This is a genomic window from Allobrachymonas wangyanguii (genome assembly GCF_045055315.1).
Lineage (GTDB): Bacteria > Pseudomonadota > Gammaproteobacteria > Burkholderiales > Burkholderiaceae_C > Brachymonas > Brachymonas wangyanguii.
In genome coordinates this window covers 1,537,434-1,559,801 of record NZ_CP173677.1, presented here as the reverse complement: position 1 = coordinate 1,559,801, position 22,368 = coordinate 1,537,434, and the positions used below count along the sequence as shown (strand labels likewise).

Here is a 22,368-nt window from a genome sequence, read left to right as displayed (position 1 = left end):
AATGAACCTGATCCAGACCCTGGAAAAAGAAGAGATCGAGCGTCTGAACAAGACCATCCCCGCTTTCGGCCCTGGCGACACCGTGATCGTCAGCGTGAACGTGGTGGAAGGCACGCGCAAGCGTGTGCAGGCCTACGAAGGCGTCGTGATTGCCAAGCGCAACCGCGGCCTGAACAGCGCCTTCACCGTGCGCAAGATCTCCAGCGGCGAAGGCGTGGAACGTACGTTCCAGACCTACAGCCCGCTGATTGCCGGTATTGAAGTCAAGCGCCGTGGTGACGTGCGTCGTGCCAAGCTGTACTACCTGCGTGAGCGCAGCGGCAAGTCGGCACGCATCAAGGAAAAGCTGCCGTCTCGCGTCAAGGTTGCCAGCTAAGCTGCTGCCGCGATGCCAGCCTGCCTGCGGGCAGGCCAGACCGCTCCCGCCTCAGGGCTGGAGCGGTTTTTTCTTGTCTGCTTGTCAGCATTTGCCAGTCCACGTATGCTTGCAGATGCCGTGACAGGCACCGGATACCCTTATGCGCAAGACCGATTCCCGCCCCTCCACGCCGAACCCGCAGCAGCCTGCCGACCAGCAGGTGAATGCGCTGGATCCGCGCCAGATCCCGATCTGGCACGAGGCGACCAGCCAGGTGCAGCAACAGCAGGCGCTGGCGCTCGACCGGCTGTCGCTGTCGGCAGTGCGTCAGCGCTTTGCCAATCCCTTGCCGTGGCAGCCGGAACAGCGCAGCGAGCTGCTGCCCTGGCAGCAGCCGCCGCGTGACGCTGCCGTGCTGCTCGGCCTGCAGCCGCTGCAGCAGTCACCGGACCAGTTGCGCGTGCTGCTGACGCAGCGCACCGAGCACCTCAAGTCGCACGCCGGCCAGATCGCTTTTCCGGGCGGCAAGATCGATCCTGATGATGCCGATGCCGTGGCGGCCGCCTTGCGCGAAGCCGAGGAAGAGGTCGGCTTGCCGGTGGAGGGCGTGCAGGTGCTGGGTAAGTTGCCCAGCTACATGACCGGTACCGGCTACCGCGTGACGCCGGTGGTTGGCATCCTGTCGCCGGACGTGAGCCTGCAGCCGAATCCGAACGAGGTGGCGGACGTGTTCACCGTGCCGCTACCGTTCCTGATGGACCCGCGCCACCATCGCAAGCACCAGTGGCAGCCGGCACCCGATCATCGTCGCGAATGGTTTTCCATGCCTTACCAGGAGGCGGATACTGGCATCGAACGCTATATCTGGGGCGTGACCGCCGGCATCTTGCGCGATTTCTACCGTTTCCTGGCGGCCTGACCTGACACCGGGCAGTGCTATGCTAGGCCTGCCCGTTTTCTCTCCGATTGCCGCATGTCCCTGATTTCCCTTCTGCTCGTCCTGCTGATCGAACAGCTCCAGCCGTCATCGCTGCGCCAGCCGGTGCTGCGCCGTTATCTGCAGCTGGCGGATCGCGTGGCGGACCGTCTGCCCTTGGCGCAACGACGCCAGGGCTGGCTGGCCTGGGCGCTGGCCGTGCTGCTGCCGGCAGGGCTGTCGGCGCTGCTGTACTACCTGCTGGATGCGGTGGGCTGGCTGCTGTCCTTGCCTTGGCTGGTGGCCGTGCTGCATGTCTGCCTGGCGTATCGCCCGTTCGGCCAGCCCTTGGCACGCATCCGCGATGCACTCGACATGGGGCAGGAGCAGCAGGCGCGCCAATGGCTGGCTGACTGGAAGCAGGTGGATGTCATGGCCTTGCCACACCATGACGTGCTGCGCCAGGCGCTGGAGCAGGGCACGCGCGATGCGCATCGCCAGCTGTTTGGTGTGCTGGCCGCTTTCCTGATCGGCATGCTGCTGGGCCTGGGTCCGGCCGGTGCCGTGCTGTTCCGCGCGGCCGATGTGCTGGCACAGCACTGGCGCCAGCCGCGTGCCGGGGAAGATGCTGCAGCGCATGCGCTGCTCACGGACGTGTCGCGCCAGGCCTGGAACTGGATCAACTGGCTGCCGGCCCGGGTGACGGCAGCGAGCTTTGCCGTTGCCGGCAATTTCGAGCAGGCGCTGGACAACTGGCGCTTCCAGATGCAGGGGCTGCCGGCCAGCGTCTCCGATACCGATACCGATGCCGATACGCTGGTGCAGGCGACGGCGATGGGGGCGATTGACCTGTCCTGGCCGCTGCCGGCAGCGGTGGGTACGCCGCGCCTGCCGGCTCCGCAAGACCTGCCTGCCGCTGACGCACCAGGCGCCAGCATGCTGGTGGAGCAGCCCGGCTTGCGTTCGCTGCAGGCGCTATCCGGCCTGATCCGGCGTGCGCTCTGGCTCTGGTGCCTGCTGCTGGCGCTGATCACGCTGACGCGCTGGGTCAGCTGAGGCTCAGTAACGCACCTGCGACAGTTCCTCGAACAGCTCGGCGTAGAGCTTGTGGCGCAGCGGGTGTACGCCGCCTTCGGCCACTGGCTGGTCTAGCGAGGCGAGCACGCCGCAGCCCGGTTCGTGCAGATGGGTGCAGTTGTAGAATTTGCATTGAGGCACGTGCTGACGCAGGTCCGGCATCCAGGACGCCAGATCGGCTGGCGCGATATGGCGCAGGCCGAATTCCTGGAAACCCGGTGAATCGATCACTGCGCTGCCGCTGTCGCGGTCCATCCAGTACCAGCGCGTATTGGTGGTGGTGTGGCGGCCCGAGTTGAGTGCCTGCGAAATCTCGCCGACCTGCGCATTGGCATCGGGCAGCAGCCAGTTGATCAGCGTGCTCTTGCCGGTGCCGGACGGACCGAGCACCAGCGTCTTGCGGCCTTGCAGCCACTGCTGCAGCTGCGCCAGTGCCGGATCGTCAGCGGCATGTTCCGTCAGCGAGACGCCGAGCGTGTCGTACTGCATGGCGCGGTAGGGTTCCAGCCGCTCCCAGCCGCGCGCATGCGCCTCGGCCAGATCGGCCTTGTTCAGCACGATGCGCGGCCGGATGCCGGCGGCATCGGCCGCGATCAGGGCACGCGCCAGCAGCTTGTGCGAGAACTCGGGTTCGGCGGCAATCCAGATCAGCACCTGGTCGATATTCGCGGCAAAGGCCTTGGTGCGCATCTCGTCCTGGCGGTAGAACAGGTTGCGGCGCGGCAGCACCTGCTCGATGCTGCCTTCCTCGCCCTGGCCGGGTGGTGGGGCGCTCCAGCGCACCTGGTCGCCGACGACGACGGTGCTCTTCTTGCCACGCGGGTGGCAGATGCGACGGCTGCCGTCATCAGTTTCGACTACGCAGTGGCGGCCATGGGCCGATACCACCAGTCCGTCCATCAGGTCGGTGGTGGAGGCGGCAGGGGCAGGGCGGCGGGGTTTGCCCATTCAGGCCATGCCCATGCGCGCCAGGCGGTTGCTGGCCGGCGGGTGCGAGTAGTAGAACTTCACGTAGAGCGGATCCGGCGTGAGCGTGGAAGCATTGTCTTCGTACAGCTTGAGCAGGGCGGTGGCCATCGGTTCGGCAGCGGTCTGCTGCACGGCATAGGCATCGGCCTGGTATTCGTCACGTCGCGACAGCGAGGCCAGCAGCGGCGACAGGAAGAACACGAAGGACGGCACCACCAGCAGGAACAGGATCAGCGCCAGCGCGGCATTCGGCGACAGCAGGTTGGGCATCACGCCCAGGCCGCTATAGAACCAGACCTGGTTGTAGAGCCAGCCCAGCATTGCAAAGCCGGCCAGGCTCAGGCCAAACATCAGCACCATGCGCTTGATGATGTGGCGGTGGTGGAAATGGCCCAGCTCATGGGCCAGCACGGCCTCGACCTCATCGGTGCTCAGCTTGGACAGCAGGGTATCGAAAAACACTACGCGCTTGGAGCTGCCCAGGCCGGTGAAATAGGCGTTGGCATGGGCGCTGCGGCGGCTGCCATCCATCACGAACAGGCCCTTGGCCTGGAAGCCGCAGCGCTGCATCAGCGCCTGCACGCGCTCGCTCAGCTGGCTGTCCTGCAGCGGCTGGAACTTGTTGAACAGCGGTGCGATCACGCTCGGGTAGAGCACCATCATCAGCAGCGCAAACAGCACCCAGACGCCCCAGGCCCAGAGCCACCACAGACTGCCGGCACGTTCCATCAGGAACAGGTAGAGCGCCGCCAGCGGCAGGCCGATGACGGCGGTCATCAGCGTGCTCTTGAACACGTCCGCCCACCAGAGGCCCTGCGTGCTCTTGTTGAAGCCGAAGCGTTCTTCCAGCTTGAAGGTGGCATACCAGCTCACCGGCAGTTCCAGTGCGCCATTGATCAGGAAAAAGGCGGCGATCAGCGCCAGCTGCTGCCAGAACGGATGTTCGATCAGGTTGTGCAGCTGGTAGTTGAGCGCGGCCAGGCCACCGAGCAGTGTCCAGCCGATCACGATGGCGGCGCTGTAGGTGCTTTGCCAGAGATCCATCTGGTTGCGCGCCACGGTGTAGGCGGCGGCTTTCTGGTGTGCCTGCTGGCTGATATAAGGCGCAAACGGTGCCGGTACCTGATGCCGGTTCCAGGCCACATGGCGGATCTGGCGCGTCGCCAGCCAATAGCGCAGCAGCAGGCTGCCGACCAGGGCCAGCACGAACAGCGTGGTAAACAGGTTCAGATAGGTAATATCAAAGGGGAGTGCATCCATGCGGCACAAGTGTACCTGTCTGCGGGGGATTGCGCTGACCCGATCGGCGCGAGATGCCACTGGATGCGAGACAATACGGCCATGAGTGAAACCCTGAACCCCGCCGCCGAAGCGGCTGCCCCTCCCGTGCTGGCCAAGCACGATGACAACCTGATCTGGCTCGATTGCGAAATGACCGGACTGGATCCCGAGAAGGAGCGCATCATCGAGATCGCGCTGATCGTGACCAGCCCGGACCTGGCGACGCGCGTGCACGGCCCGGTGCTGGTGATCCACCAGAGCCAGCAGCTGCTGGATGGCATGGATGCCTGGAACAAGGGCACGCATGGCCGCAGCGGCCTGATCGACAAGGTCAAGGCCAGCAACGTGACCGAAGCCGATGCCGAAAAGGAGATCCTGGCCTTCCTGCGCAAGTACGTGAGCAAGGGCAAGTCGCCGATGTGTGGCAACACCATTGGCCAGGATCGCCGTTTCCTGGTCAAGGCAATGCCCAAGCTGGAAGCCTACTTCCACTACCGCAACCTGGATGTGAGCACGCTCAAGGAACTGGCGCGCCGCTGGCGCCCGGAACTGCACGCGCAGTTCAAGAAGCACCAGAAGCACACCGCGCTGGCCGATGTCGAGGAGTCCATCGACGAGCTGGTCTATTACCGCGAGCACTTCCTGCGCATGCCGGAGCCGGTAGCGGCGGAGCAGGCCTGACATGCCGAAGCGCAAGCCGGTCATTGGCCTGGCGCTGGGCAGCGGCTCGGCGCGTGGCTGGGCGCATGTGGGCGTGCTGCGCACGCTGCTCGAGGCCGGCATCCGTCCCGATATTGTCTGCGGTTCGTCCGTGGGCGCCATCGTTGGCGCTGCCTATGCCACCGGCAAGCTCGACAGTTTCGAGGAGTGGATCCGCAGCCTGCGCATGCGCGACGTGATCTCACTGATGGATTTTCGCCTGACCGGCGGCATGCTCAAGGGCGAGAAGCTGGTCAGCTTTTTCCGCAAGCATTTTGAGGATTGCCGGATCGAGGATCTGCCGATGCCGTTCGGCGCGGTGGCGACGGCGCTGCACGGCGGCAACGAATTGTGGCTGCGCGAGGGCTCGCTGGTCGATGCGGTGCGCGCCTCGATTGCCTTGCCCGGCGTGTTCACGCCGGTCATGGTGCAGGAGCGCCTGCTGGTGGACGGTGGCCTGGTCAATCCGGTGCCGGTGACGCTGGCACGCGCCATGGGTGCCGATATCGTGATCGCGGTAGACCTGAACCGCGACATCCTGCAACGCCACCTGCAGCCACCGGACGAGCCGGCGCAACGTTCTCCCTGGCTGCAATCGATCCAGAACACATTGGGTGGCTGGCTGCCGGACAGCGTTACCGATATCGTCAGCTCGCCCTTGCCCTCGATGCTGGAAGTGCTGGCGACCAGCATCAACATCATGCAGGAACGCATCACGCGCAGCCGCATGGCCGGCGATCCGCCCGACATGGTGATTGCGCCACGGCTGGCACATTTGTCGCTGATGGATTTCCACCGGGCGCAGGAGGCGATTGATGTTGGCCGCCAGGCGACCGAATTCCTGCTGCCGGTGATGCAGCCGTGGGTCAATGTGTCGCCGCCCGAGCCGGCACCAACCTTGCCCGTGTCGCTGCCCGGTGCATCAGATGTGCTGGCCGATGTGCCGCCGCCCGTGGTGGATGCGTCCTGATCAGTCCTGCTGGGGTGGCGGCAGGATGTCGAGTGCCGTCTTCTGCTGCAGCAGCGTGCGTACGCGCTCCACGTCACCAGCGGCGGCCGCCTGGTTGGCCTGACGATCCAGTTCGTCGGCATGCAGCCAGGTCACGGCAGAGCGCAGTTCGGCCAGCGCCTCGTCCTGGCTCGGGCTCAGCTCCAGCGTCTGGTAGTTCTGCACCAGTTGCAGCGCCACATCGCCCCAGGCCACCTGCGGCAGGCTTTCCTGCAGCGCGCCCCAGGCCAGCGCGCCATGTTCCTGGTACTGGCTGTCGATCCAGCCGAACAGCGGACCGTGCGGTACTGGCAGCGCGCACAGCAGGCCTTGCAGCGCCGGCGGCAAGCGGCCCCAGAATGGCATGTGCAAGAGCAGCAGGCGCAGCGCGTGGTCGGCGCGGCTGGCCGGCGGGCTGCGCCGGCCCTGGTTGACGGGCGTAGCTGGGCTGGTATTTTTTTTCCACGGCTGTTTCTGCCGTTGCGTGCGCTGGCCGGAGGACGGTCGCCATTCGGCCGTGGCCGGGGCAGACTGCGCCGGCGCGCTGCCCGACTGCCGTGGCGCAGGCTGGCCGTGCGGGGACGATCCGCCCTGGGCCTGCCAGACATGTTGCAGGTCGGCGGCTGTCAGCTGTGCCTGCGCGGCCAGTTCGGCCAGCAACTGCGCCTTGAGCGCGCCATCGGGTAGCGCCTGCCAGAGCGGACGCGCCTGGCTGCTCATGCGGGCACGTCCTTCGGCGGTGGCCAGGTCGCAATTCTCGCAGGCCACCTGGATCAGGAACTGGCTGAGCGGCAGCGCCTGTTGCACCTGGGCGCTGAAAGCTTCCGGCCCATGGGCGCGGATAAAGCTGTCCGGATCATGCTCGGGCGGCAGGAACAGGAATTTGACGCTGCGGGTATCGCTGGCGTAGGGCAGGGCGGCGACCAGCGCCTTGTGCGCGGCACGCTGGCCGGCCTTGTCGCCATCGAAGCTGAACACGATCTGGTCGGTGTAGCGGAACAGCTTGTGCACATGCTCGGGCGTGCAGGCGGTGCCCAGCGTGGCCACGGCATTGGCAAAGCCGAGCTGGGCCAGCGCCACCACGTCCATATAGCCTTCGGTCACCAGCGCGTAGCCGTGGCTGCGCAAGGCATCGCGAGCCTCGAACAGCCCGTACAGTTCGCGGCCCTTGCTGAACACCGGGGTTTCCGGCGAGTTCAGGTATTTGGGCTTGTCATCGCCCAGCACGCGGCCGCCAAAACCGATGCATTCCCCCTTCACATTGCGGATCGGGAACATGATGCGATGGCGGAATCGGTCGTAGCGCCGGTCCTGCGTGCTGTCACCGGCCTGGTCGGGCTGGCGGATCACCAGGCCGGCTTCTTCCAGCAACGGATCGGTGTATTCGGGGAACACGCTGGTCAGATGGTGCCAGCCGGCCGGCGCGTAACCCATGCCGAAGCGGAGCGCGATGCGGCCGGTCAGGCCGCGGTTCTTCAGGTAGTCGATGGCGACCGGTGCCTGCTTGAGCTGCTTGCGGTAATCGGCGCCGGCACGTTCCAGCACATCGGTCAGCGTTGCCTGCTTCTGCTTGCGTTCTTCCTGCTGGGCGCGCTGTTGCGGGCTGATGTTCTCTTCTGGCACCTGCAGGCCGTGCTGCTGTGCCAGATCCTGCACCGCCTCGATGAAACTCATGCCGTTGTGCTCCATCAGGAAGCGGATCGCATCGCCATTCTGGCCGCAGCCAAAGCAGTGGTAGAACTGCTTGCTCGGGCTGACCGTGAAGGAGGGCGATTTCTCCGAATGGAAGGGGCACAGGCCGGAAAAGTTGGAACCGGTCTTTTTCAGCTGGACGTGGCGACCCACCACCTCGACGACGTCGACGCGTTGCAACAGATCCTGGATGAAACCCTGCGGAATGGCCATGCAGGGATTGTAGGTGCTGGAGTGCTCAGCCGGCGGCGAGCAGGCCGTTGGCGAAATGGGTGTGCACGGCAGCGCTGGCGGCACTGGCATCGCGCGCCACCAGGGCGGCCAGGATGGCGCTGTGCTCTTCCAGCGACTGCTGCACGCGACCGGTCTTGAACAGCGAGTGGTGGCGGCCCAGCTGCATCACGCCGCGCAGGTCATTCACGATCTGCATGCGCCAGTGGTTGCCGCTGATCTCCAGCATGCGGCCATGGAACTGTTGGTTGAGGGCAAAGAACTGGTCGATCAGGGTGTTGTCCGTGGGCGCGTCGGCCAGCAGGGCAGCCAGCTGGTGCAGCTGCTGATGCAGGCTGGACAGTTCCTGCAGTTCGCTGTCGCTGGCCTGGCGCGCCACGTCGGCGGCAGCATCGGCTTCGAGCAGGGCCAGCAGGTGGTAGATTTCGCGCACCTCGTTTTCCGGCACTTCGGTGACGTAGGCACCGCGCCGTACCCGGATCGTGACCAGGCCTTCGGCGGCCAGCACCTTGATCGCCTCGCGCATCGGCGTGCGGCTGATGCCCATTTCTTCGGCCAGCTTCTGTTCGTCGATCCAGCTGCCGGGTTGCAACTGCTGCTGCAGGATGCGGCGGCGCAGGTTGTCGGCCACATCGGCGTAGAGCGGACGTGCGGCACCGGGCAGTCGTTCAGACTGCTGGCGTGTCAGGATCGAGCTGGCAAGAGGCATATCCGCGGGCCTATCGTAAAAAAAGGGTCACAATGGGCGCATCTTACCTGTATTTGCATTCATAATTACAGCATTGCCAAATGCAACAGCGGGGGCTTTCCAGCCAACGGTCCGGCGCACTTGGCGAGTGGCTTAGTTTGGTTTTTTTTTGCTATAACACGACAAGCCCGTGTTGGCTGACGGCACCGCGCCGCGTGCGCGGTTTCCGTGCGTCTGCCGCCCGGGTTATCCATCATTACAGAGAGGGACTGCAATCCATGGCAAATTCCGACAACACCGTGTTCAACCCCAGCACAATGGAAGACTGGCTCAAGTCGGCAGCCAAGTCGGCCCCCGGCGGTGACGTGCAGGCCCTCAACTGGATCACGCCGGATGGCATCACGGTCAAGCCGCTGTACACCGCAGCCGATACCGCCGACCTGCCGTACGCCAACACGCTGCCCGGCTTCGAGCCCTTCCTGCGCGGCCCGCAGGCCACCATGTACGCGGTGCGTCCCTGGACGATCCGCCAGTACGCCGGTTTCTCTACCGCCGAAGAATCCAACGCCTTCTACCGCAAGGCACTGGCTGCCGGTGGTCAGGGTGTGTCCGTGGCGTTTGACCTGGCCACGCACCGCGGCTACGACTCCGACCATCCGCGCGTCACCGGTGACGTCGGCAAGGCCGGCGTGGCCATCGACAGCGTCGAGGACATGAAGATCCTGTTCGACGGCATTCCGCTCGACAAGGTGTCCGTCTCCATGACCATGAACGGTGCCGTGCTGCCCGTGCTGGCTGGCTACGTGGTGGCGGCCGAAGAGCAGGGCGTTTCGCAGGACAAGCTCAGCGGCACCATCCAGAACGACATCCTCAAGGAGTTCATGGTCCGCAACACCTACATCTACCCGCCGCAGCCGTCGATGCGCATCATTGGCGACATCATCGAGTACACGAGCCAGAACATGCCCAAGTTCAACTCGATCTCGATCTCCGGCTACCACATGCAGGAAGCGGGCGCCAACCAGGCGCTGGAGCTGGCCTTCACGCTGGCTGATGGTAAAGAGTATGTGAAGACGGCCCTGGCCAAGGGCATGGACGTGGACGCCTTCGCCGGCCGCCTGTCCTTCTTCTGGGCCATCGGCATGAACTTCTATCTGGAAATCGCCAAGATGCGTGCCGCCCGTCTGCTGTGGTGCCGCATCATGAAGGAGTTCAACCCCAAGAACCCGAAGAGCCTGATGCTGCGCACGCACTGCCAGACGTCCGGCTGGTCGCTGACCGAGCAGGACCCGTACAACAACGTGGTGCGTACCACCATCGAGGCCATGGCTGCCGTGTTCGGCGGCACCCAGTCGCTGCACACCAACGCGCTGGACGAGGCCATTGCGCTGCCGACCGAGTTCTCCGCCCGCATCGCGCGCAACACGCAGCTCATCATCCAGGAAGAGACCCACATCACCAACGTGATCGACCCCTGGGCTGGTTCCTACATGATGGAAAAGCTGACCCAGGAAATGGCCGATGCCGCCTGGAAGATCATCGAGGAAGTGGACGCCATGGGCGGCATGACCAAGGCCGTGGACAGCGGCTGGGCCAAGCTCAAGATCGAGGCCGCCGCGGCCGAGAAGCAGGCGCGCATCGACTCCGGCAAGGATGTCATCGTCGGCGTCAACAAGTACAAGCTGGCCAAGGAAGATCCGGTCGAGATCCTGGAAGTGGACAACGTCAAGGTGCGCGAGTCCCAGGTGGCCCGCATCAACCAGATCAAGGCCTCGCGTGACAGCGCGGCCGTGCAGGCCGCTCTGGACGCCCTGACGGCCGCCGCCGAATCCGGCGAAGGCAACCTGCTGGATCTGGCCATCAAGGCATCGCGCCTGCGTGCCACCGGTGGCGAGATTTCCGACGCGCTTGAAAAGGCATTTGGCCGCCATCGTGCGGATACGCAAAAGGTGACTGGTGTGTACGCTGCTGCTTATGATTCGGCCGAAGGCTGGGAAAAACTCAAGGAAGAAATCAACCAGTTCGCCGAGCAGCAGGGCCGCCGTCCGCGCGTGATGGTCGCCAAGCTGGGCCAGGACGGCCATGACCGCGGCGCCAAGGTGGTGTCCACTGCCTTTGCTGACCTCGGTTTTGACGTCGACATTGGCCCGCTGTTCCAGACGCCGGAAGAGTGCGCACGCCAGGCCGTCGAGAACGACGTGCACGCGATCGGCATCTCCACGCTGGCTGCCGGCCACAAGACGCTGGTGCCGGCCATCGTCAACGAACTGAAGGCGCAGGGCGCTGACGACATCGTGGTGTTCGTCGGCGGCGTGATTCCGCGTCAGGACTACGACTACCTGTACGAAGCTGGTGTCAAGGGCATCTACGGCCCGGGTACGCCGATCCCGGTCAGCGCCAAGGACGTGCTGGAACAGATCAAGGCAAGCCTGTCCTGATCCATGTTGCCAGCAGTTCCCGCCATCCTGGAAGCCATCCTGCACGGTGACGCCCCGCGTCGCCGTCGCGGCATCGCCAAGGCGATCACGCTGCTTGAATCCACCCGCGCCGATCACCGTGCGCTGGCCGACGAGCTGCTGACGGCCTTGCTGCCGCATACCGGCAAGGCGCTGCGCCTGGGCCTGAGCGGTGTGCCGGGCGTGGGCAAGTCGACCTTTGTCGAGACCCTGGGCCTGCACCTGACCGGTCTGGGCCTCAAGGTGGCTGTGCTCGCGATCGATCCGTCTTCCAGCGTGTCCGGTGGTTCCATCCTGGGCGACAAGACCCGCATGGAACGCCTGAGCCGCGAGCCCAATGCCTATATCCGTCCCAGCCCGAGCAGCTGCAACCTGGGTGGTGTCGCCGAGAAGACGCGCGAAGCCATGCTGGTGTGCGAGGCGGCCGGCTATGATGTGGTGATCATCGAGACCGTCGGTGTCGGCCAGTCCGAAACCGCGGTGCACGATATGGCCGACATGTTCGTGGTACTGCAGCTGCCGAATGCCGGCGATGACCTGCAGGCGATCAAGAAGGGCGTGATGGAAATGGCCGATCTGGTCGTGATCAACAAGGCCGATATCGATCCGGTGGCTGCCACGCGCGCTCAGGCCCAGATCACTTCCAGCCTGCGCCTGCTCGGCTTCCATGGTCGCCACGACGACAACGATGCGCCCCAGTGGCAACCGCGTGTGCTGCAGATCAGCGCACTCGAGGGCACGGGGGTCGAGGATTTCTGGGCTGCGGTCGAAGAGTACCGCGGCATCAATACCGGCAACGGCAAGCTGGCGCAGCGTCGCCAGCAGCAGTCGCAGGCCTGGATGTGGGAACGCATCGATGCCGGCCTGAAGGATGCCTTCCGCACCCATGCCGGCGTGTCCGGCCAGCTGCCCGCGCTGTCGCAGCGTGTGCAGGAGGGTTCGCTGGCGGCCTCGACCGCGGCGCGCCAGCTGTTGCAACTGTTCCAGTCCGGGCCGCAGGCCTGAGGCCGGCAGCCATTCCTGTTTGTACCTGTTTCAATCTTTCCATTTTTAAAAACCAAAGGATCCGAGATGAAGGCAATTCTTGACCAACTTGATCAGAAGCGCGAAGCCGCCCGACTGGGTGGTGGCCAGCGACGCATCGATGCGCAGCACGGCAAGGGCAAGCTGACCGCGCGCGAGCGTATCGAGGTACTGCTCGACGCCGGTACGTTCGAGGAATGGGACATGTTCGTGGAGCACCGCTGCACGGACTTTGGCATGGAACAGAGCCACATTCCGGGTGACGGCGTGGTGATCGGCTACGGCACCATCAACAACCGCTTGGTGTTCGTGTTCAGCCAGGACTTCACCGTGTTCGGCGGCGCGCTGTCCGAAGCGCACGCAGAAAAGATCTGCAAGCTGATGGACCAGGCCATGAAGGTCGGTGCACCGGTGATCGGCCTGAACGACTCCGGCGGTGCGCGCATCCAGGAAGGCGTGGCCTCCCTGGCCGGTTACGCCGAGGTGTTCCAGCGCAACGTGATGGCCTCCGGCGTGGTGCCGCAGATCTCCATGATCATGGGTCCCTGCGCCGGTGGTGCGGTGTACTCTCCGGCCATGACCGACTTCATCTTCATGGTCAAGGACAGCTCCTACATGTTCGTGACCGGCCCGGAAGTGGTGAAGACCGTGACGCACGAATCCGTGACGGCCGAGGAGCTGGGCGGTGCCATCACCCACAGCAGCCGCAGCGGCGTCGCCGACCTGGCTTTCGAGAACGACGTGGAAGCGCTGCTGATGCTGCGTCGCCTGTACAACTACATCCCGTCCAACAACCGCGAGAAGGCGCCGTACCGCCCGACGCTGGATCCGGTCGATCGTGCCGACATGAGCCTGGACACGCTGGTGCCGGAGAACCCGAACAAGCCCTACGACATGAAGGAGCTGATCACCAAGACGGTGGACGACGGCGAATTCTTCGAGCTGCAGCCTGACTACGCCGCCAACATCGTGATCGGCTTTGCCCGCATGGACGGCAACGTGGTCGGTATCGTGGCCAACCAGCCGCTGGTGCTGGCCGGCTGCCTGGACATCAAGTCCTCTATCAAGGCGGCCCGTTTCGTGCGCTTCTGCGATGCCTTCAATATCCCGGTCGTCACATTTGTCGACGTGCCCGGCTTCATGCCCGGTACCAGCCAGGAATACGGCGGCATCATCAAGCACGGCGCCAAGCTGCTGTACGCCTACGCCGAGTGCACGGTGCCGAAGATCACCATCATCACGCGCAAGGCCTACGGCGGCGCGTATGACGTGATGAGCTCCAAGCACCTGCGCGGTGACGTGAACCTGGCCTGGCCGAACGCCGAAATCGCGGTGATGGGTGCCAAGGGCGCGGTGGAGATCATCTTCCGTGAAGACAAGAATGACCCGGAAAAGCTGGCAGCCCGCGAAGCCGAATACAAGGCGCGTTTCGCCAACCCGTTCGTCGCCGGCGCCCGTGGCTTTATCGACGACGTGATCCAGCCGCACGAGACGCGCAAGCGCATCTGCCGTAGCCTGGCCATGCTGAAGGACAAGAAGCTGGAAAACCCGTGGCGCAAGCACGGCAATATCCCGCTGTAATCGCTTGCCGATCCGCATCGTTTCGACTCTCACCAGATTGAAAGAACATCGCATATGTTTACCAAGATCCTGATTGCAAACCGCGGCGAGATTGCCTGCCGCGTGATCGCCACTGCCAAGAAAATGGGCATCCAGACCGTGGCGGTCTATTCCGACGCCGACAAGGACGCACGCTTCGTGCAGATGGCCGATGAGGCTGTCCGCCTGGGCCCGCCGCCGTCGCGCGAGTCCTATCTGCTGGGCGACAAGATCATCGAGATCGCCAAGCAGACCGGTGCCCAGGGCATCCACCCGGGTTATGGCTTCCTGTCCGAGAACGAGGAGTTCTGCCGCAAGGTTGAAGAGAATGGCATCGCCTTCATCGGCCCCAAGCACGGCGCGATTGCCGCCATGGGCGACAAGATCGCTTCCAAGAAGCTGGCCGATGGCGCTGGCGTGAGCACGATTCCGGGCTACAACGACCCGATCGACACGCCGGAGCAGGCGGTCGAGATCGCCAAGGGCATCGGCTACCCGGTGATGATCAAGGCCTCCGCTGGCGGCGGTGGCAAGGGCCTGCGCGTGGCTTTCAACGACAAGGAAGCGCACGAAGGTTTCGCCTCTTGCCGCAACGAAGCCCGCAACAGCTTTGGCGATGACCGCGTGTTCATCGAGAAGTTCGTCGAGCAGCCGCGCCACATCGAGATCCAGGTGCTGGGCGATGCGCACGGCAACGTGATCTACCTGAACGAGCGCGAGTGCTCAATCCAGCGTCGTCACCAGAAGGTGATCGAGGAAGCGCCGTCTCCCTTCATCAGCGACGAGACGCGCAAGGCGATGGGCGAGCAGGCCGTGGCCCTGGCCAAGGCAGTGAACTACCAGTCTGCCGGTACCGTGGAATTCGTGGTGGGCAAGAACCAGGACTTCTACTTCCTGGAAATGAACACCCGCCTGCAGGTGGAGCACCCGGTGACCGAGTGCATCACCGGCCTGGACCTGGTGGAGCAGATGATCCGCGTGGCGGCCGGCGAAAAACTGACCATCAGCCAGTCCGACGTCAAGAAGGAAGGCTGGTCCATCGAGTGCCGTATCAACGCCGAAGACCCGTTCCGCAACTTCCTGCCTTCCACTGGTCGTCTGGTGCGCTTCCAGCCGCCGGAGCAGAACCTGTTCCAGGGCGAGCCCAGCACCGATTACGGCGTGCGCGTGGACACCGGCGTGGTGGATGGCGGCGAGATCTCCATGTTCTACGACTCCATGATCGCCAAGCTGATCGTGCATGGCAAGGACCGCAATGACGCTATCGCGCGCATGCGTGAAGCCCTGAACGCTTTCGTGATCAAGGGCGTGCAGAGCAACATCCCGTTCCAGGCCGCGCTGCTGGCGCATCCCAAGTTCATCTCCGGCGATTTCAACACCGGCTTTATCGCCGAAAACTATGCCGATGGCTTCCGCGCAGAAGACGTGCCGCACAGCGACCCGTACTTCCTGATGGCGATGGCGGCACGCCTGAACATGTACTACCGCAACCGCGCACAAGACCTGCAGGGCAAGTTCTGGGAAGGCTACAAGCGCCTGCCCAAGCGCGAGTTCACCGTCTGTGCCCTGGGCAAGGAAGGCGCCAACGTCTATGTGGACGCCAGCCTGAGCGAAACCGCACCGGGCCAGTCCACCGTGGTGACGCTGCAGACGCCCGACGGCGAGCGCCAGTACGACATGCTGATCGACCACTTCCTGGGCGATAGCCGCATCACCGGTACCTGCAACGGCGAAGCCTTCACCGTGCAGATGGAGCGTGGCCAAGGCAAGAACCCGCTGGCGATCCGCGTGATCCACAACGGCACCCAGATCGATGCGTTGGTGATGCACCCGCGTACCGCCGAACTGCACAAGCTGATGCCGTACAAGGCACCGCCGGACATGAGCAAGTTCGTGCTGTCCCCGATGCCGGGCCTGCTGACGCAGGTGGCCGTGCAGCCGGGCCAGAAGGTGCAGGCCGGCGAACGCGTGGCCGTGATCGAAGCCATGAAGATGGAAAACATCCTGTTCGCCACCGCCGACGGCGTGGTGAAGGAAGTGCTGGCACAGCCGGGCGAGAGCCTGGCGGTCGACCAGGCCATCGTGGCGTTCGAATAAGCAACTCCGCCTGATCGCTGAGTAGCACCGGACCGTCCATGTGCAAGCATGGGCGGTTTTTTCCATGAGCCACATCCTCAAGATTGCCATCCATGCCACGCCCGGTGCCAAGCGCACCGAGGCGGCCGGCCTGTACGGCGATGCCTTGCGCGTGCGGCTTGGAGCCCCGCCGGTGGATGGCAAGGCCAACGAGGCGCTGATTGCCTGGGCCGCCGCCACCTTTGGCGTGCCGAAGAAGCAGGTGGAGCTGCTGCACGGCGCAGCCGGACGGCAGAAGGTGCTGGCCGTGCACCTGCCCGATGCGCAGGCACTGGCATCGGCACAAGTACTGCTGGAGCGCTTGCGCAGCAGCTGAAACCAGACATCCCGCAGCGGATGCCGGAGATGGCGCAGACACGCCATGTCCCGCATGTGCTGGCCGTCCCCGGCGGGCAGGACAGACCCAACAGAAGGAGAGCACGCCATGCTGATGGCACACCTGCAGCAGCAACTGGCTGCCCTGGAGCAGTCCGGCCTGCGCCGTCGCCGGCGCACGGTGCAGCTGCCCTGCGGCCCGCAGCAGCAGCTGGCCGGGCAGGCACAGCCGCGGCTGTCGTTCTGCAGCAATGATTATCTGGGCCTGGCCGCGCATCTCTTGCTGGCGCAGGCGCTGACCGAAGGCGGGCAGCGCTGGGGCGTGGGCAGCGGCGCCTCGCATCTGGTCAGCGGCCACTACCAGGTGCATGAAGACGTGGAGCAGGGCTTTGCGCGCTGGCAGCAGGCGCATATCCCGCAGGCCGAGGGCTTGCTGTTCTGCAGTGGCTTCATGGCCAATATGGCGCTGATGACGACGCTGGGCGATGGCCAGACCACGATTTTTTCCGACAAGCTGAACCATGCCTCGCTGATCGACGGCGCGCGTCTGGCCGATGCCGAGGTGCGTCGCTATGTGCACGGCGATCTGGCACAACTGGAGCGCCTGCTGCAGCGCTGCAGCACGTCGTTGCGTTTGATCGTGACCGATGCCGTGTTCAGCATGGATGGTGACCTGGCTGATTTGCCCGGGCTGCTGGCGTTGGCCGAACAGTACGACGCCTGGCTGGTGGTGGACGATGCGCATGGCCTGGGCGTGCTGGGCGCGCAGGGCCACGGTAGCCTGGAGCACTTTGGCCTGTGCAGCGAACGCCTGATCTGGATGGGCACGCTGGGCAAGGCGATGGGCGTGGCCGGCGCCGTGGTGGTGGCACACGCCACCATCATCGATTGGCTGGTGCAGCGTGCACGCCCGTATATCTACACCACCGGCATGTCACCGGCACTGGCGCAGGCCTTGCTGGCCGCGATGGAGCTGGTAGAGTCGCCAGAGGGCGCTGCCCGCCGCCGCCACCTGCAACAGCTGATCAGCCGACTGCGCGCCGGACTGTCGGCGCTGGTGCAGCAGCACTCGCACTGGAGCCTGCCCGATTCCGCCACTGCCATCCAGCCGCTGCTGGTCGGCAGCAACGAGGATGCGCTGCGCCTCTCGGCCACGCTGGAGCAGGCCGGCATCTGGGTGCCGGCGATCCGCCCGCCGACCGTACCGGCCGGCACGGCGCGCCTGCGCTTTACCCTGAGTGCCGCCCACACGGATGCGCAGCTCGACCAGCTGCTCGCTGTACTGGCTACCCTGGAGAAGAACGAGTCATGAATCCACCGGAATCCATCGTCCTGACGGACGCGCAGGCAGCAGGCAGGCCGCAGGCCAGTCCGCTGGCGCCGGATTTTGCCGATAACCCCTATGCCACGTACGCACGCTGGCGCGATGAAGGCCGCTTGCTGTGGAGCAATGCCTTTTTTGGCGGCGCCTGGCTGCTGACGCGCCATGCCGATGTCGAGAACGCCCTGCGCGATCCGCGCTTGTCGGCACAGCGTACCGGCGGCTGGGTGATGGATGTGGCCGAGGGCGATCGCGCCGGCCTGACCCCGTTCCAGCGCCTGTTTACGCGCGCCTTGCTGTTCCTGGACGCGCCCGAACACACGCGGCTGCGCCAGGTGCTGATGCCGGCATTCCGGCCGCAGCGCCTGCAGGCCCTGCAACCCGAGATCGAACAGTTTGCCGCTGAGCTGGTGGCGGGTATCACGCCTGGCCAAGACTTCGATTTCATGGAGCGTATCGCACGTCCGCTGCCGGTACGCGTGATTGCGCGCCTGATGGGCGTGGACCTGTCGCTGGAGCAGGATTTCATGCGCTGGGCTGATGACATTGCCGCCTTTATCGGCGCGGTGCGCCCGACAGCGGAACAGACCCGACTGGCCCAGCGCAGCACGCTGGAGATGGCAGGCTATTTTGAGCGTGAGCTGCTGCCGCGCCGCCGTCGCGAACCACAGGACGACCTGGTCACCGAGCTGGTACAGGTGCGTGATGATGGTCGTATCAGCTCCGATGCCGAGCTGCTGGCGCAGTGCGCCATGCTGCTGTTTGCCGGCTATGAGACCACGCGCAACCTGCTCGGCAATGGCATGCTGGTGCTGATGCAGCATCGCGCCCAGTGGGAACAGCTGTGCCGCCAGCCAGAACTGGTGCCGGGATCGATCCGGGAGCTGCTACGTTTTGACAGCCCGGTGCAGTGGACCGGCCGCCGTGTGGCCAGCAGCTTTACCCTGCACGGTCAGCAACTGCGCCGTGGTGAACTGGTGCTGCCGATGATCGGCTGCGCCAACCATGACCCGGCGCGTCATGCTGACCCGGACACACTGGATGTGCAGCGCGAGAACCCCGGTGCGCTCTCATTTGGCAGCGGGCCGCACGTCTGCATTGGTGCGGCACTGACCCAGCTGGAGGCGCAGACCCTGTTCACGCAGCTGGTGCAGCGGCTGCCGGGATTGCAACTGGCCGGTGAGGTCGAGCGCAATGGCAACCCGGCGTACCGCGGCATCCTGCGCCTGCCGATGCGGCTGCCGGCCTGAGTATCATTGTTTTATTTTCAATCGCCTACTGACAGAGCAAACAAGGAGAATCCCATGACCGAAACCGTTATCGCCAAAGGCAGCCCGCGTCCGTTCAAGGTGCTGGGCATCCAGCAGATCGCCATTGGCGGCCCGAGCAAGGCGCGCCTGCAGACCCTGTGGGTCGACATGTTCGGCCTGGAAAAGATTGGTACTTTCCAGAGCGAGCGTGAGAACGTGGACGAGGACATCTGCGCCATTGGCAGCGGCCCGTTCAAGGTCGAGGTCGACCTGATGCAGCCGATGGATCCGGAGAAGAAGCCGGCCGTGCACGCCACGCCGCTGAACCACGTCGGCCTGTGGATCGATGACCTGCCCGTGGCCGTCGAATGGCTGTCGGCGCAAGGCGTGCGTTTTGCGCCGGGCGGCATCCGCAAGGGCGCAGCCGGCTTTGACATCACCTTCATCCACCCCAAGGGCAACGAGGAGCTGCCGATTGGTGGCGAGGGTGTGCTGATCGAGCTGGTGCAGGCTCCGCAGGAAGTGATCGACGCCTTTGCCAAGTTGGCGGGCAACTGATTGTCTGGCCGCTGCCGTGTGAAGGCAGGGCCAGAAAACAGGCAGGCGACCGGGGAAACGGTCGCCTGTTGTCGTATTGGGGCAAGGCGTTCAGCTCTGGCGGCGTGCGCGGGCCTTGGCCAGCGCGGCCTCAATGATGGCGCGCTTCTTGTCCAGCACCACCGGATCAGTGTGCAGGCTCTGTTCTTCCAGATGCTCCAGCTTGTGCTCGGCCTTGGCTTCCAGCCGATCGGCGTTTTCTGCTTCGGCGCGCTGCAGCTGGAACTGGTGGAAGGTATAGCGTTCCAGCGCCTGTTGCGCCAGCGCCGGTGACCAGGCATCCCAGCCGCTGCGCTCGCCGCTGATTGGCTCCATGGCGATGCAATCGACCGGGCAGGCGATGGCGCACAGGTCGCAGCCGGTACAGAGTGGCTCCACCACGGTGTGCATGCGCTTGTTGCTGCCCAGGATGGCATCGGTCGGGCAGGCCTTGATGCACAGCGTGCAGCCGATGCACCAGGCTTCGTCGATCACGGCGACCGTCATTGGGCCTTCCTGGCCGAATTCGGGGTTCAGCGCTGCAGGAAGCCGTGCCTCCTCCAGCCCGATAGCTGCGGCAATGCGCTGCATGCCCTCGACGCCACCCGGCGGGCACTGGTCGATGCCGGCTTCAGCCGTGGCAATCGCCTGGGCGTAGCCTGCGCAATCCGGGTAGCCGCAACGCTGGCACTGTGTCTGCGGCAGCACGCGGTGGATTGCCTGGGCGCGTGCATCAGGCAGGGTAGGGACAGGGAGGGGGAGATTCCGAGAGGTCATGGGAGGATTGGCAGCAGGCAGAAACAGCACAGCCCGGCAGGGCCGGGCTGGCGTGTCAGATCTGCAGTATAGAAGATCAGGGCTGCTTGCTGGCGCTGGCTTCCTGCTTCACCGGCTGTGCGCCATCTGCGGTTTCAGGCGTACGCCAGGCAGTGACCGGGCGGCTGGCTTCGGCTTCAGGGGCCGCAGCGGGCGTGCTGTTGCTGGCAGCTTCTGTCTTGGCCGGAGCTGAGGCAGCAGGCGTCTTGCTCGCTGCCTGGGGGGCCGCTGCTGCCTGAGTCGTAGCCGCAGCCTTCGGTTGGCTGGACGTGGCCGGCTTGCTGGCAGCGACAGCCGGCTTGCTTTCGGCCTTGGCGGCTTCGGCAGGCTGGGCCGCTGTTGCGGGCTTGGCCGCAGTGGCCTTGGCAGCGGCAGCCGTCTTGCTCGCAGCCGGCTTGCGCGTTGCGGCCGGCTTGGCGCGGGTCGTAGCCGGCTTTCTGGCAGCCGGCGCCTTGGCGGCCGGTGCAGCAGCCGCCACGGCCGGCGTGGTGGCTTTGGCCTGGCTGGTAGCCGGAGCATCTTCGACCGGCTGGTAGTTGTTGCCCAGTTGCAGTTGTTCGTACAGGTCTTCGCGGTTTTCCAGCGCTTCCATCAGGGCCTGGGAGGCGGCACGGCGTTTGGTCGTGACGATGCCGGTATGGTGCCTGCCGATGAAATCGCGCAGGATCGGGTAGACCACTTCGCGCCAGCGACGGCCGCTGAAGATACCGTAGTGACCGGCACCCATGACCTCGAAATATTGCTTTTCGCTCTCCGGCACGCTGCTGCACAGGTCCAGCGAGGCCTGGGTCTGGCCCAGACCGGCGATGTCATCCAGTTCGCCCTCGATCGCCAGCACGGCGGTCTTGGTGATGTCCTGCGGACGCACCAGCTCGGGCGTGCCTTCCGGATTGCGCACTTCCCACGTGCCGTTCGGCAGGGCGTAGTCCTGGAACACGGTCTTGATGGTGTCGAGGTAAAACTCGGCATCCATGTCGAGCACGGCGTTGTACTCGTCGTAGAACTTGCGGTGGGATTCGGTGCTGCCACCGTCACCACGCACCAGATCCTTGAAGTAGTCGTAGTAGCTGGTGGCGTGGCGGTTCGGGTTCATGGCCACGAAACCGGCGTACTGCAGGAAGCCGGGGTAGACGCGGCGACCGGCACCGGGGTAGTTGTTCGGCACACGATGGATCACGTTGGTCTCGAACCAGGCCAGGCTGCGCTTGATCGCCAGGTCGTTCACGGCGGTGGGCGAACGGGAGGCGTCGATCGGGCCACCCATCATGGTCATGGAGGCCGGGGTCTTTTCGCCACGCGTGGCCATCAGGGACACGGCCGCCATCACCGGCACGGTCGGCTGGCAGACGCTGACCACGTGCACTTCGCCGTTGTTTTCCTGCAGGTAGCGGATGAACTCCTGCACGTAGTTGACGTAGTCGTCCAGGCTGAAGGTGCCTTCGGACAGCGGCACTTCACGTGCGTTCTTCCAGTCGGTGATGTAGACCTTGTGGTCACGCAGCAGCGTGCGCACGGTGTCGCGCAGCAGGGTGGAGTAGTGGCCGGACAGCGGGGCCACCACCAGTACCACCGGGGAACGCAGCAGGGTTTCCAGCGTCTTGGTGTCGTCGGCGTAGCGCTTGAAGCGCAGCAGGTTGCAGAATGGCTTGCTGATCTCGACACGCTCGTGGATCGTCACGCTGACGCCATCGACCGGTACCGAGGTGATGCCGAATTCGGGGTTTTCGTAATCCTTGGCGAGACGGTGGAGCAGGTTGTAGCCAGCGGCAACGCGGTTGGCCATGGGCGCGTGGCTCATCGGCGCCAGCGGGTTGGTGAACAGACGCGAGGCAACGAGCGCGAGTTCGGCAAACGGTTCCATCAGCGTGCGCTGGGCTTCGTAAATCTGGTAGAGCATGGTGATTCCCTGTTTCTTTTTTGCTGCAGTGCAACAATGGTAACAGCTTATGCTGGCTGCTTCAACGAACAAACGGTCGT

Annotated in this window: 19 protein-coding genes; 13 read left to right on the top strand and 6 right to left on the bottom strand. The window is 64.7% G+C overall.

Annotation, left to right across the window (positions count from 1 at the left end):
• Position 1 precedes the first annotated feature (1 nt).
• From rplS to ACI3EV_RS07520, 3 genes are all read left to right on the top strand, one after another.
• A complete protein-coding gene (gene rplS, locus ACI3EV_RS07530) occupies positions 2-376 on the top strand; it encodes a 50S ribosomal protein L19 (protein WP_329770341.1) in 375 nt (124 codons plus the stop codon).
• Between the two features lie 142 nt (positions 377-518).
• Positions 519-1,277, top strand: a complete 759-nt coding sequence (locus ACI3EV_RS07525) for a CoA pyrophosphatase (RefSeq protein WP_329770342.1) — start codon at positions 519-521, stop codon at positions 1,275-1,277.
• Between the two features lie 54 nt (positions 1,278-1,331).
• Positions 1,332-2,330 (top strand): cobalamin biosynthesis protein, encoded by a 999-nt coding sequence (locus ACI3EV_RS07520; RefSeq protein ID WP_329770343.1) that lies wholly within the window; start codon positions 1,332-1,334, stop codon positions 2,328-2,330.
• Between the two features lie 3 nt (positions 2,331-2,333).
• On the opposite strand, the gene rsgA is transcribed toward ACI3EV_RS07520, so the two are convergent.
• Both rsgA and ACI3EV_RS07510 read right to left on the bottom strand, forming a co-directional pair.
• Positions 2,334-3,299, bottom strand: coding sequence for a ribosome small subunit-dependent GTPase A (gene rsgA, locus ACI3EV_RS07515; protein ID WP_329770344.1), 966 nt, complete (start codon positions 3,297-3,299; stop codon positions 2,334-2,336).
• Positions 3,300-4,580 (bottom strand): M48 family metallopeptidase, encoded by a 1,281-nt coding sequence (locus ACI3EV_RS07510; RefSeq protein WP_329770345.1) that lies wholly within the window; start codon positions 4,578-4,580, stop codon positions 3,300-3,302.
• Between the two features lie 81 nt (positions 4,581-4,661).
• Here ACI3EV_RS07510 and orn point away from each other — a divergent pair, with 81 nt between their 5' ends.
• Both orn and rssA read left to right on the top strand, forming a co-directional pair.
• Positions 4,662-5,282, top strand: coding sequence for an oligoribonuclease (orn, locus tag ACI3EV_RS07505; protein WP_329770346.1), 621 nt, complete (start codon positions 4,662-4,664; stop codon positions 5,280-5,282).
• 1 nt (position 5,283) lies between these two features.
• Positions 5,284-6,270, top strand: a complete 987-nt coding sequence (gene rssA, locus ACI3EV_RS07500) for a patatin-like phospholipase RssA (RefSeq protein WP_337691367.1) — start codon at positions 5,284-5,286, stop codon at positions 6,268-6,270.
• On the opposite strand, the gene dnaG is transcribed toward rssA, so the two are convergent.
• Positions 6,271-8,193, bottom strand: coding sequence for a DNA primase (dnaG, locus tag ACI3EV_RS07495; protein ID WP_337691366.1), 1,923 nt, complete (start codon positions 8,191-8,193; stop codon positions 6,271-6,273).
• Positions 8,194-8,218: 25 nt separating this feature from the next.
• Positions 8,219-8,920: a GntR family transcriptional regulator gene (locus ACI3EV_RS07490; RefSeq protein ID WP_337691363.1), complete on the bottom strand. Its 702-nt coding sequence runs from the start codon at positions 8,918-8,920 to the stop codon at positions 8,219-8,221.
• 257 nt (positions 8,921-9,177) lie between these two features.
• Between ACI3EV_RS07490 and scpA the strand changes: the two genes are divergently transcribed.
• From scpA to ACI3EV_RS07450, 8 genes are all read left to right on the top strand, one after another.
• The gene (scpA, locus tag ACI3EV_RS07485; protein ID WP_337691360.1) at positions 9,178-11,337 is read left to right on the top strand and encodes a methylmalonyl-CoA mutase; all 2,160 of its coding nucleotides are present in this window, start codon (positions 9,178-9,180) and stop codon (positions 11,335-11,337) included.
• A gap of 3 nt (positions 11,338-11,340) precedes the next feature.
• Positions 11,341-12,360, top strand: a complete 1,020-nt coding sequence (gene meaB / locus ACI3EV_RS07480) for a methylmalonyl Co-A mutase-associated GTPase MeaB (protein WP_329770351.1) — start codon at positions 11,341-11,343, stop codon at positions 12,358-12,360.
• 66 nt (positions 12,361-12,426) lie between these two features.
• A complete protein-coding gene (locus tag ACI3EV_RS07475; protein WP_329770352.1) occupies positions 12,427-13,959 on the top strand; it encodes an acyl-CoA carboxylase subunit beta in 1,533 nt (510 codons plus the stop codon).
• 54 nt (positions 13,960-14,013) lie between these two features.
• Entirely contained in the window at positions 14,014-16,074 is a 2,061-nt protein-coding gene (locus tag ACI3EV_RS07470) for an acetyl/propionyl/methylcrotonyl-CoA carboxylase subunit alpha (protein ID WP_329770353.1), read from the top strand.
• A 64-nt stretch (positions 16,075-16,138) separates the two neighbouring features.
• The gene (locus ACI3EV_RS07465; RefSeq protein ID WP_329770354.1) at positions 16,139-16,429 is read left to right on the top strand and encodes a DUF167 domain-containing protein; all 291 of its coding nucleotides are present in this window, start codon (positions 16,139-16,141) and stop codon (positions 16,427-16,429) included.
• Positions 16,430-16,537: 108 nt separating this feature from the next.
• Positions 16,538-17,740, top strand: a complete 1,203-nt coding sequence (gene bioF, locus ACI3EV_RS07460; RefSeq protein ID WP_337691357.1) for an 8-amino-7-oxononanoate synthase — start codon at positions 16,538-16,540, stop codon at positions 17,738-17,740.
• Complete coding sequence (locus ACI3EV_RS07455) at positions 17,737-18,999, top strand: cytochrome P450 (protein WP_337691355.1); 1,263 nt, start codon at positions 17,737-17,739, stop codon at positions 18,997-18,999. The genes bioF and ACI3EV_RS07455 overlap by 4 nt, the downstream gene beginning before the upstream one ends.
• Positions 19,000-19,053: 54 nt before the next feature.
• The gene (locus tag ACI3EV_RS07450; RefSeq protein WP_329770357.1) at positions 19,054-19,557 is read left to right on the top strand and encodes a VOC family protein; all 504 of its coding nucleotides are present in this window, start codon (positions 19,054-19,056) and stop codon (positions 19,555-19,557) included.
• 90 nt (positions 19,558-19,647) lie between these two features.
• Here ACI3EV_RS07450 and ACI3EV_RS07445 read toward each other — a convergent pair whose 3' ends face one another.
• Together ACI3EV_RS07445 and ACI3EV_RS07440 are read right to left on the bottom strand one after the other, a co-directional pair.
• On the bottom strand, positions 19,648-20,352 hold the full coding sequence (locus ACI3EV_RS07445; RefSeq protein ID WP_329770358.1) for an RnfABCDGE type electron transport complex subunit B: 705 nt from the start codon (positions 20,350-20,352) through the stop codon (positions 19,648-19,650).
• A 76-nt stretch (positions 20,353-20,428) separates the two neighbouring features.
• Positions 20,429-22,288, bottom strand: coding sequence for a polyhydroxyalkanoate depolymerase (locus tag ACI3EV_RS07440; protein WP_337691350.1), 1,860 nt, complete (start codon positions 22,286-22,288; stop codon positions 20,429-20,431).
• Positions 22,289-22,368: the final 80 nt, after the last annotated feature.

Excerpts from the sequence above, each read along its gene's own strand:
- ACI3EV_RS07455 (WP_337691355.1), top strand. The coding sequence starts at position 17,737 with ATGAATCCACCGGAATCCATCGTCCTGACGGACGCGCAGGCAGCAGGC.
- ACI3EV_RS07510 (WP_329770345.1), bottom strand. The coding sequence starts at position 4,580 with ATGGATGCACTCCCCTTTGATATTACCTATCTGAACCTGTTTACCACG.
- ACI3EV_RS07445 (WP_329770358.1), bottom strand. The coding sequence starts at position 20,352 with ATGACCTCTCGGAATCTCCCCCTCCCTGTCCCTACCCTGCCTGATGCA.
- ACI3EV_RS07470 (WP_329770353.1), top strand. The coding sequence starts at position 14,014 with ATGTTTACCAAGATCCTGATTGCAAACCGCGGCGAGATTGCCTGCCGC.
- ACI3EV_RS07475 (WP_329770352.1), top strand. The coding sequence starts at position 12,427 with ATGAAGGCAATTCTTGACCAACTTGATCAGAAGCGCGAAGCCGCCCGA.
- ACI3EV_RS07440 (WP_337691350.1), bottom strand. The coding sequence starts at position 22,288 with ATGCTCTACCAGATTTACGAAGCCCAGCGCACGCTGATGGAACCGTTT.
- ACI3EV_RS07450 (WP_329770357.1), top strand. The coding sequence starts at position 19,054 with ATGACCGAAACCGTTATCGCCAAAGGCAGCCCGCGTCCGTTCAAGGTG.
- scpA (WP_337691360.1), top strand. The coding sequence starts at position 9,178 with ATGGCAAATTCCGACAACACCGTGTTCAACCCCAGCACAATGGAAGAC.
- rsgA (WP_329770344.1), bottom strand. The coding sequence starts at position 3,299 with ATGGGCAAACCCCGCCGCCCTGCCCCTGCCGCCTCCACCACCGACCTG.
- bioF (WP_337691357.1), top strand. The coding sequence starts at position 16,538 with ATGCTGATGGCACACCTGCAGCAGCAACTGGCTGCCCTGGAGCAGTCC.
- ACI3EV_RS07525 (WP_329770342.1), top strand. The coding sequence starts at position 519 with ATGCGCAAGACCGATTCCCGCCCCTCCACGCCGAACCCGCAGCAGCCT.
- dnaG (WP_337691366.1), bottom strand. The coding sequence starts at position 8,193 with ATGGCCATTCCGCAGGGTTTCATCCAGGATCTGTTGCAACGCGTCGAC.
- meaB (WP_329770351.1), top strand. The coding sequence starts at position 11,341 with ATGTTGCCAGCAGTTCCCGCCATCCTGGAAGCCATCCTGCACGGTGAC.
- ACI3EV_RS07490 (WP_337691363.1), bottom strand. The coding sequence starts at position 8,920 with ATGCCTCTTGCCAGCTCGATCCTGACACGCCAGCAGTCTGAACGACTG.
- ACI3EV_RS07520 (WP_329770343.1), top strand. The coding sequence starts at position 1,332 with ATGTCCCTGATTTCCCTTCTGCTCGTCCTGCTGATCGAACAGCTCCAG.
- ACI3EV_RS07465 (WP_329770354.1), top strand. The coding sequence starts at position 16,139 with ATGAGCCACATCCTCAAGATTGCCATCCATGCCACGCCCGGTGCCAAG.
- rssA (WP_337691367.1), top strand. The coding sequence starts at position 5,284 with ATGCCGAAGCGCAAGCCGGTCATTGGCCTGGCGCTGGGCAGCGGCTCG.
- orn (WP_329770346.1), top strand. The coding sequence starts at position 4,662 with ATGAGTGAAACCCTGAACCCCGCCGCCGAAGCGGCTGCCCCTCCCGTG.
- rplS (WP_329770341.1), top strand. The coding sequence starts at position 2 with ATGAACCTGATCCAGACCCTGGAAAAAGAAGAGATCGAGCGTCTGAAC.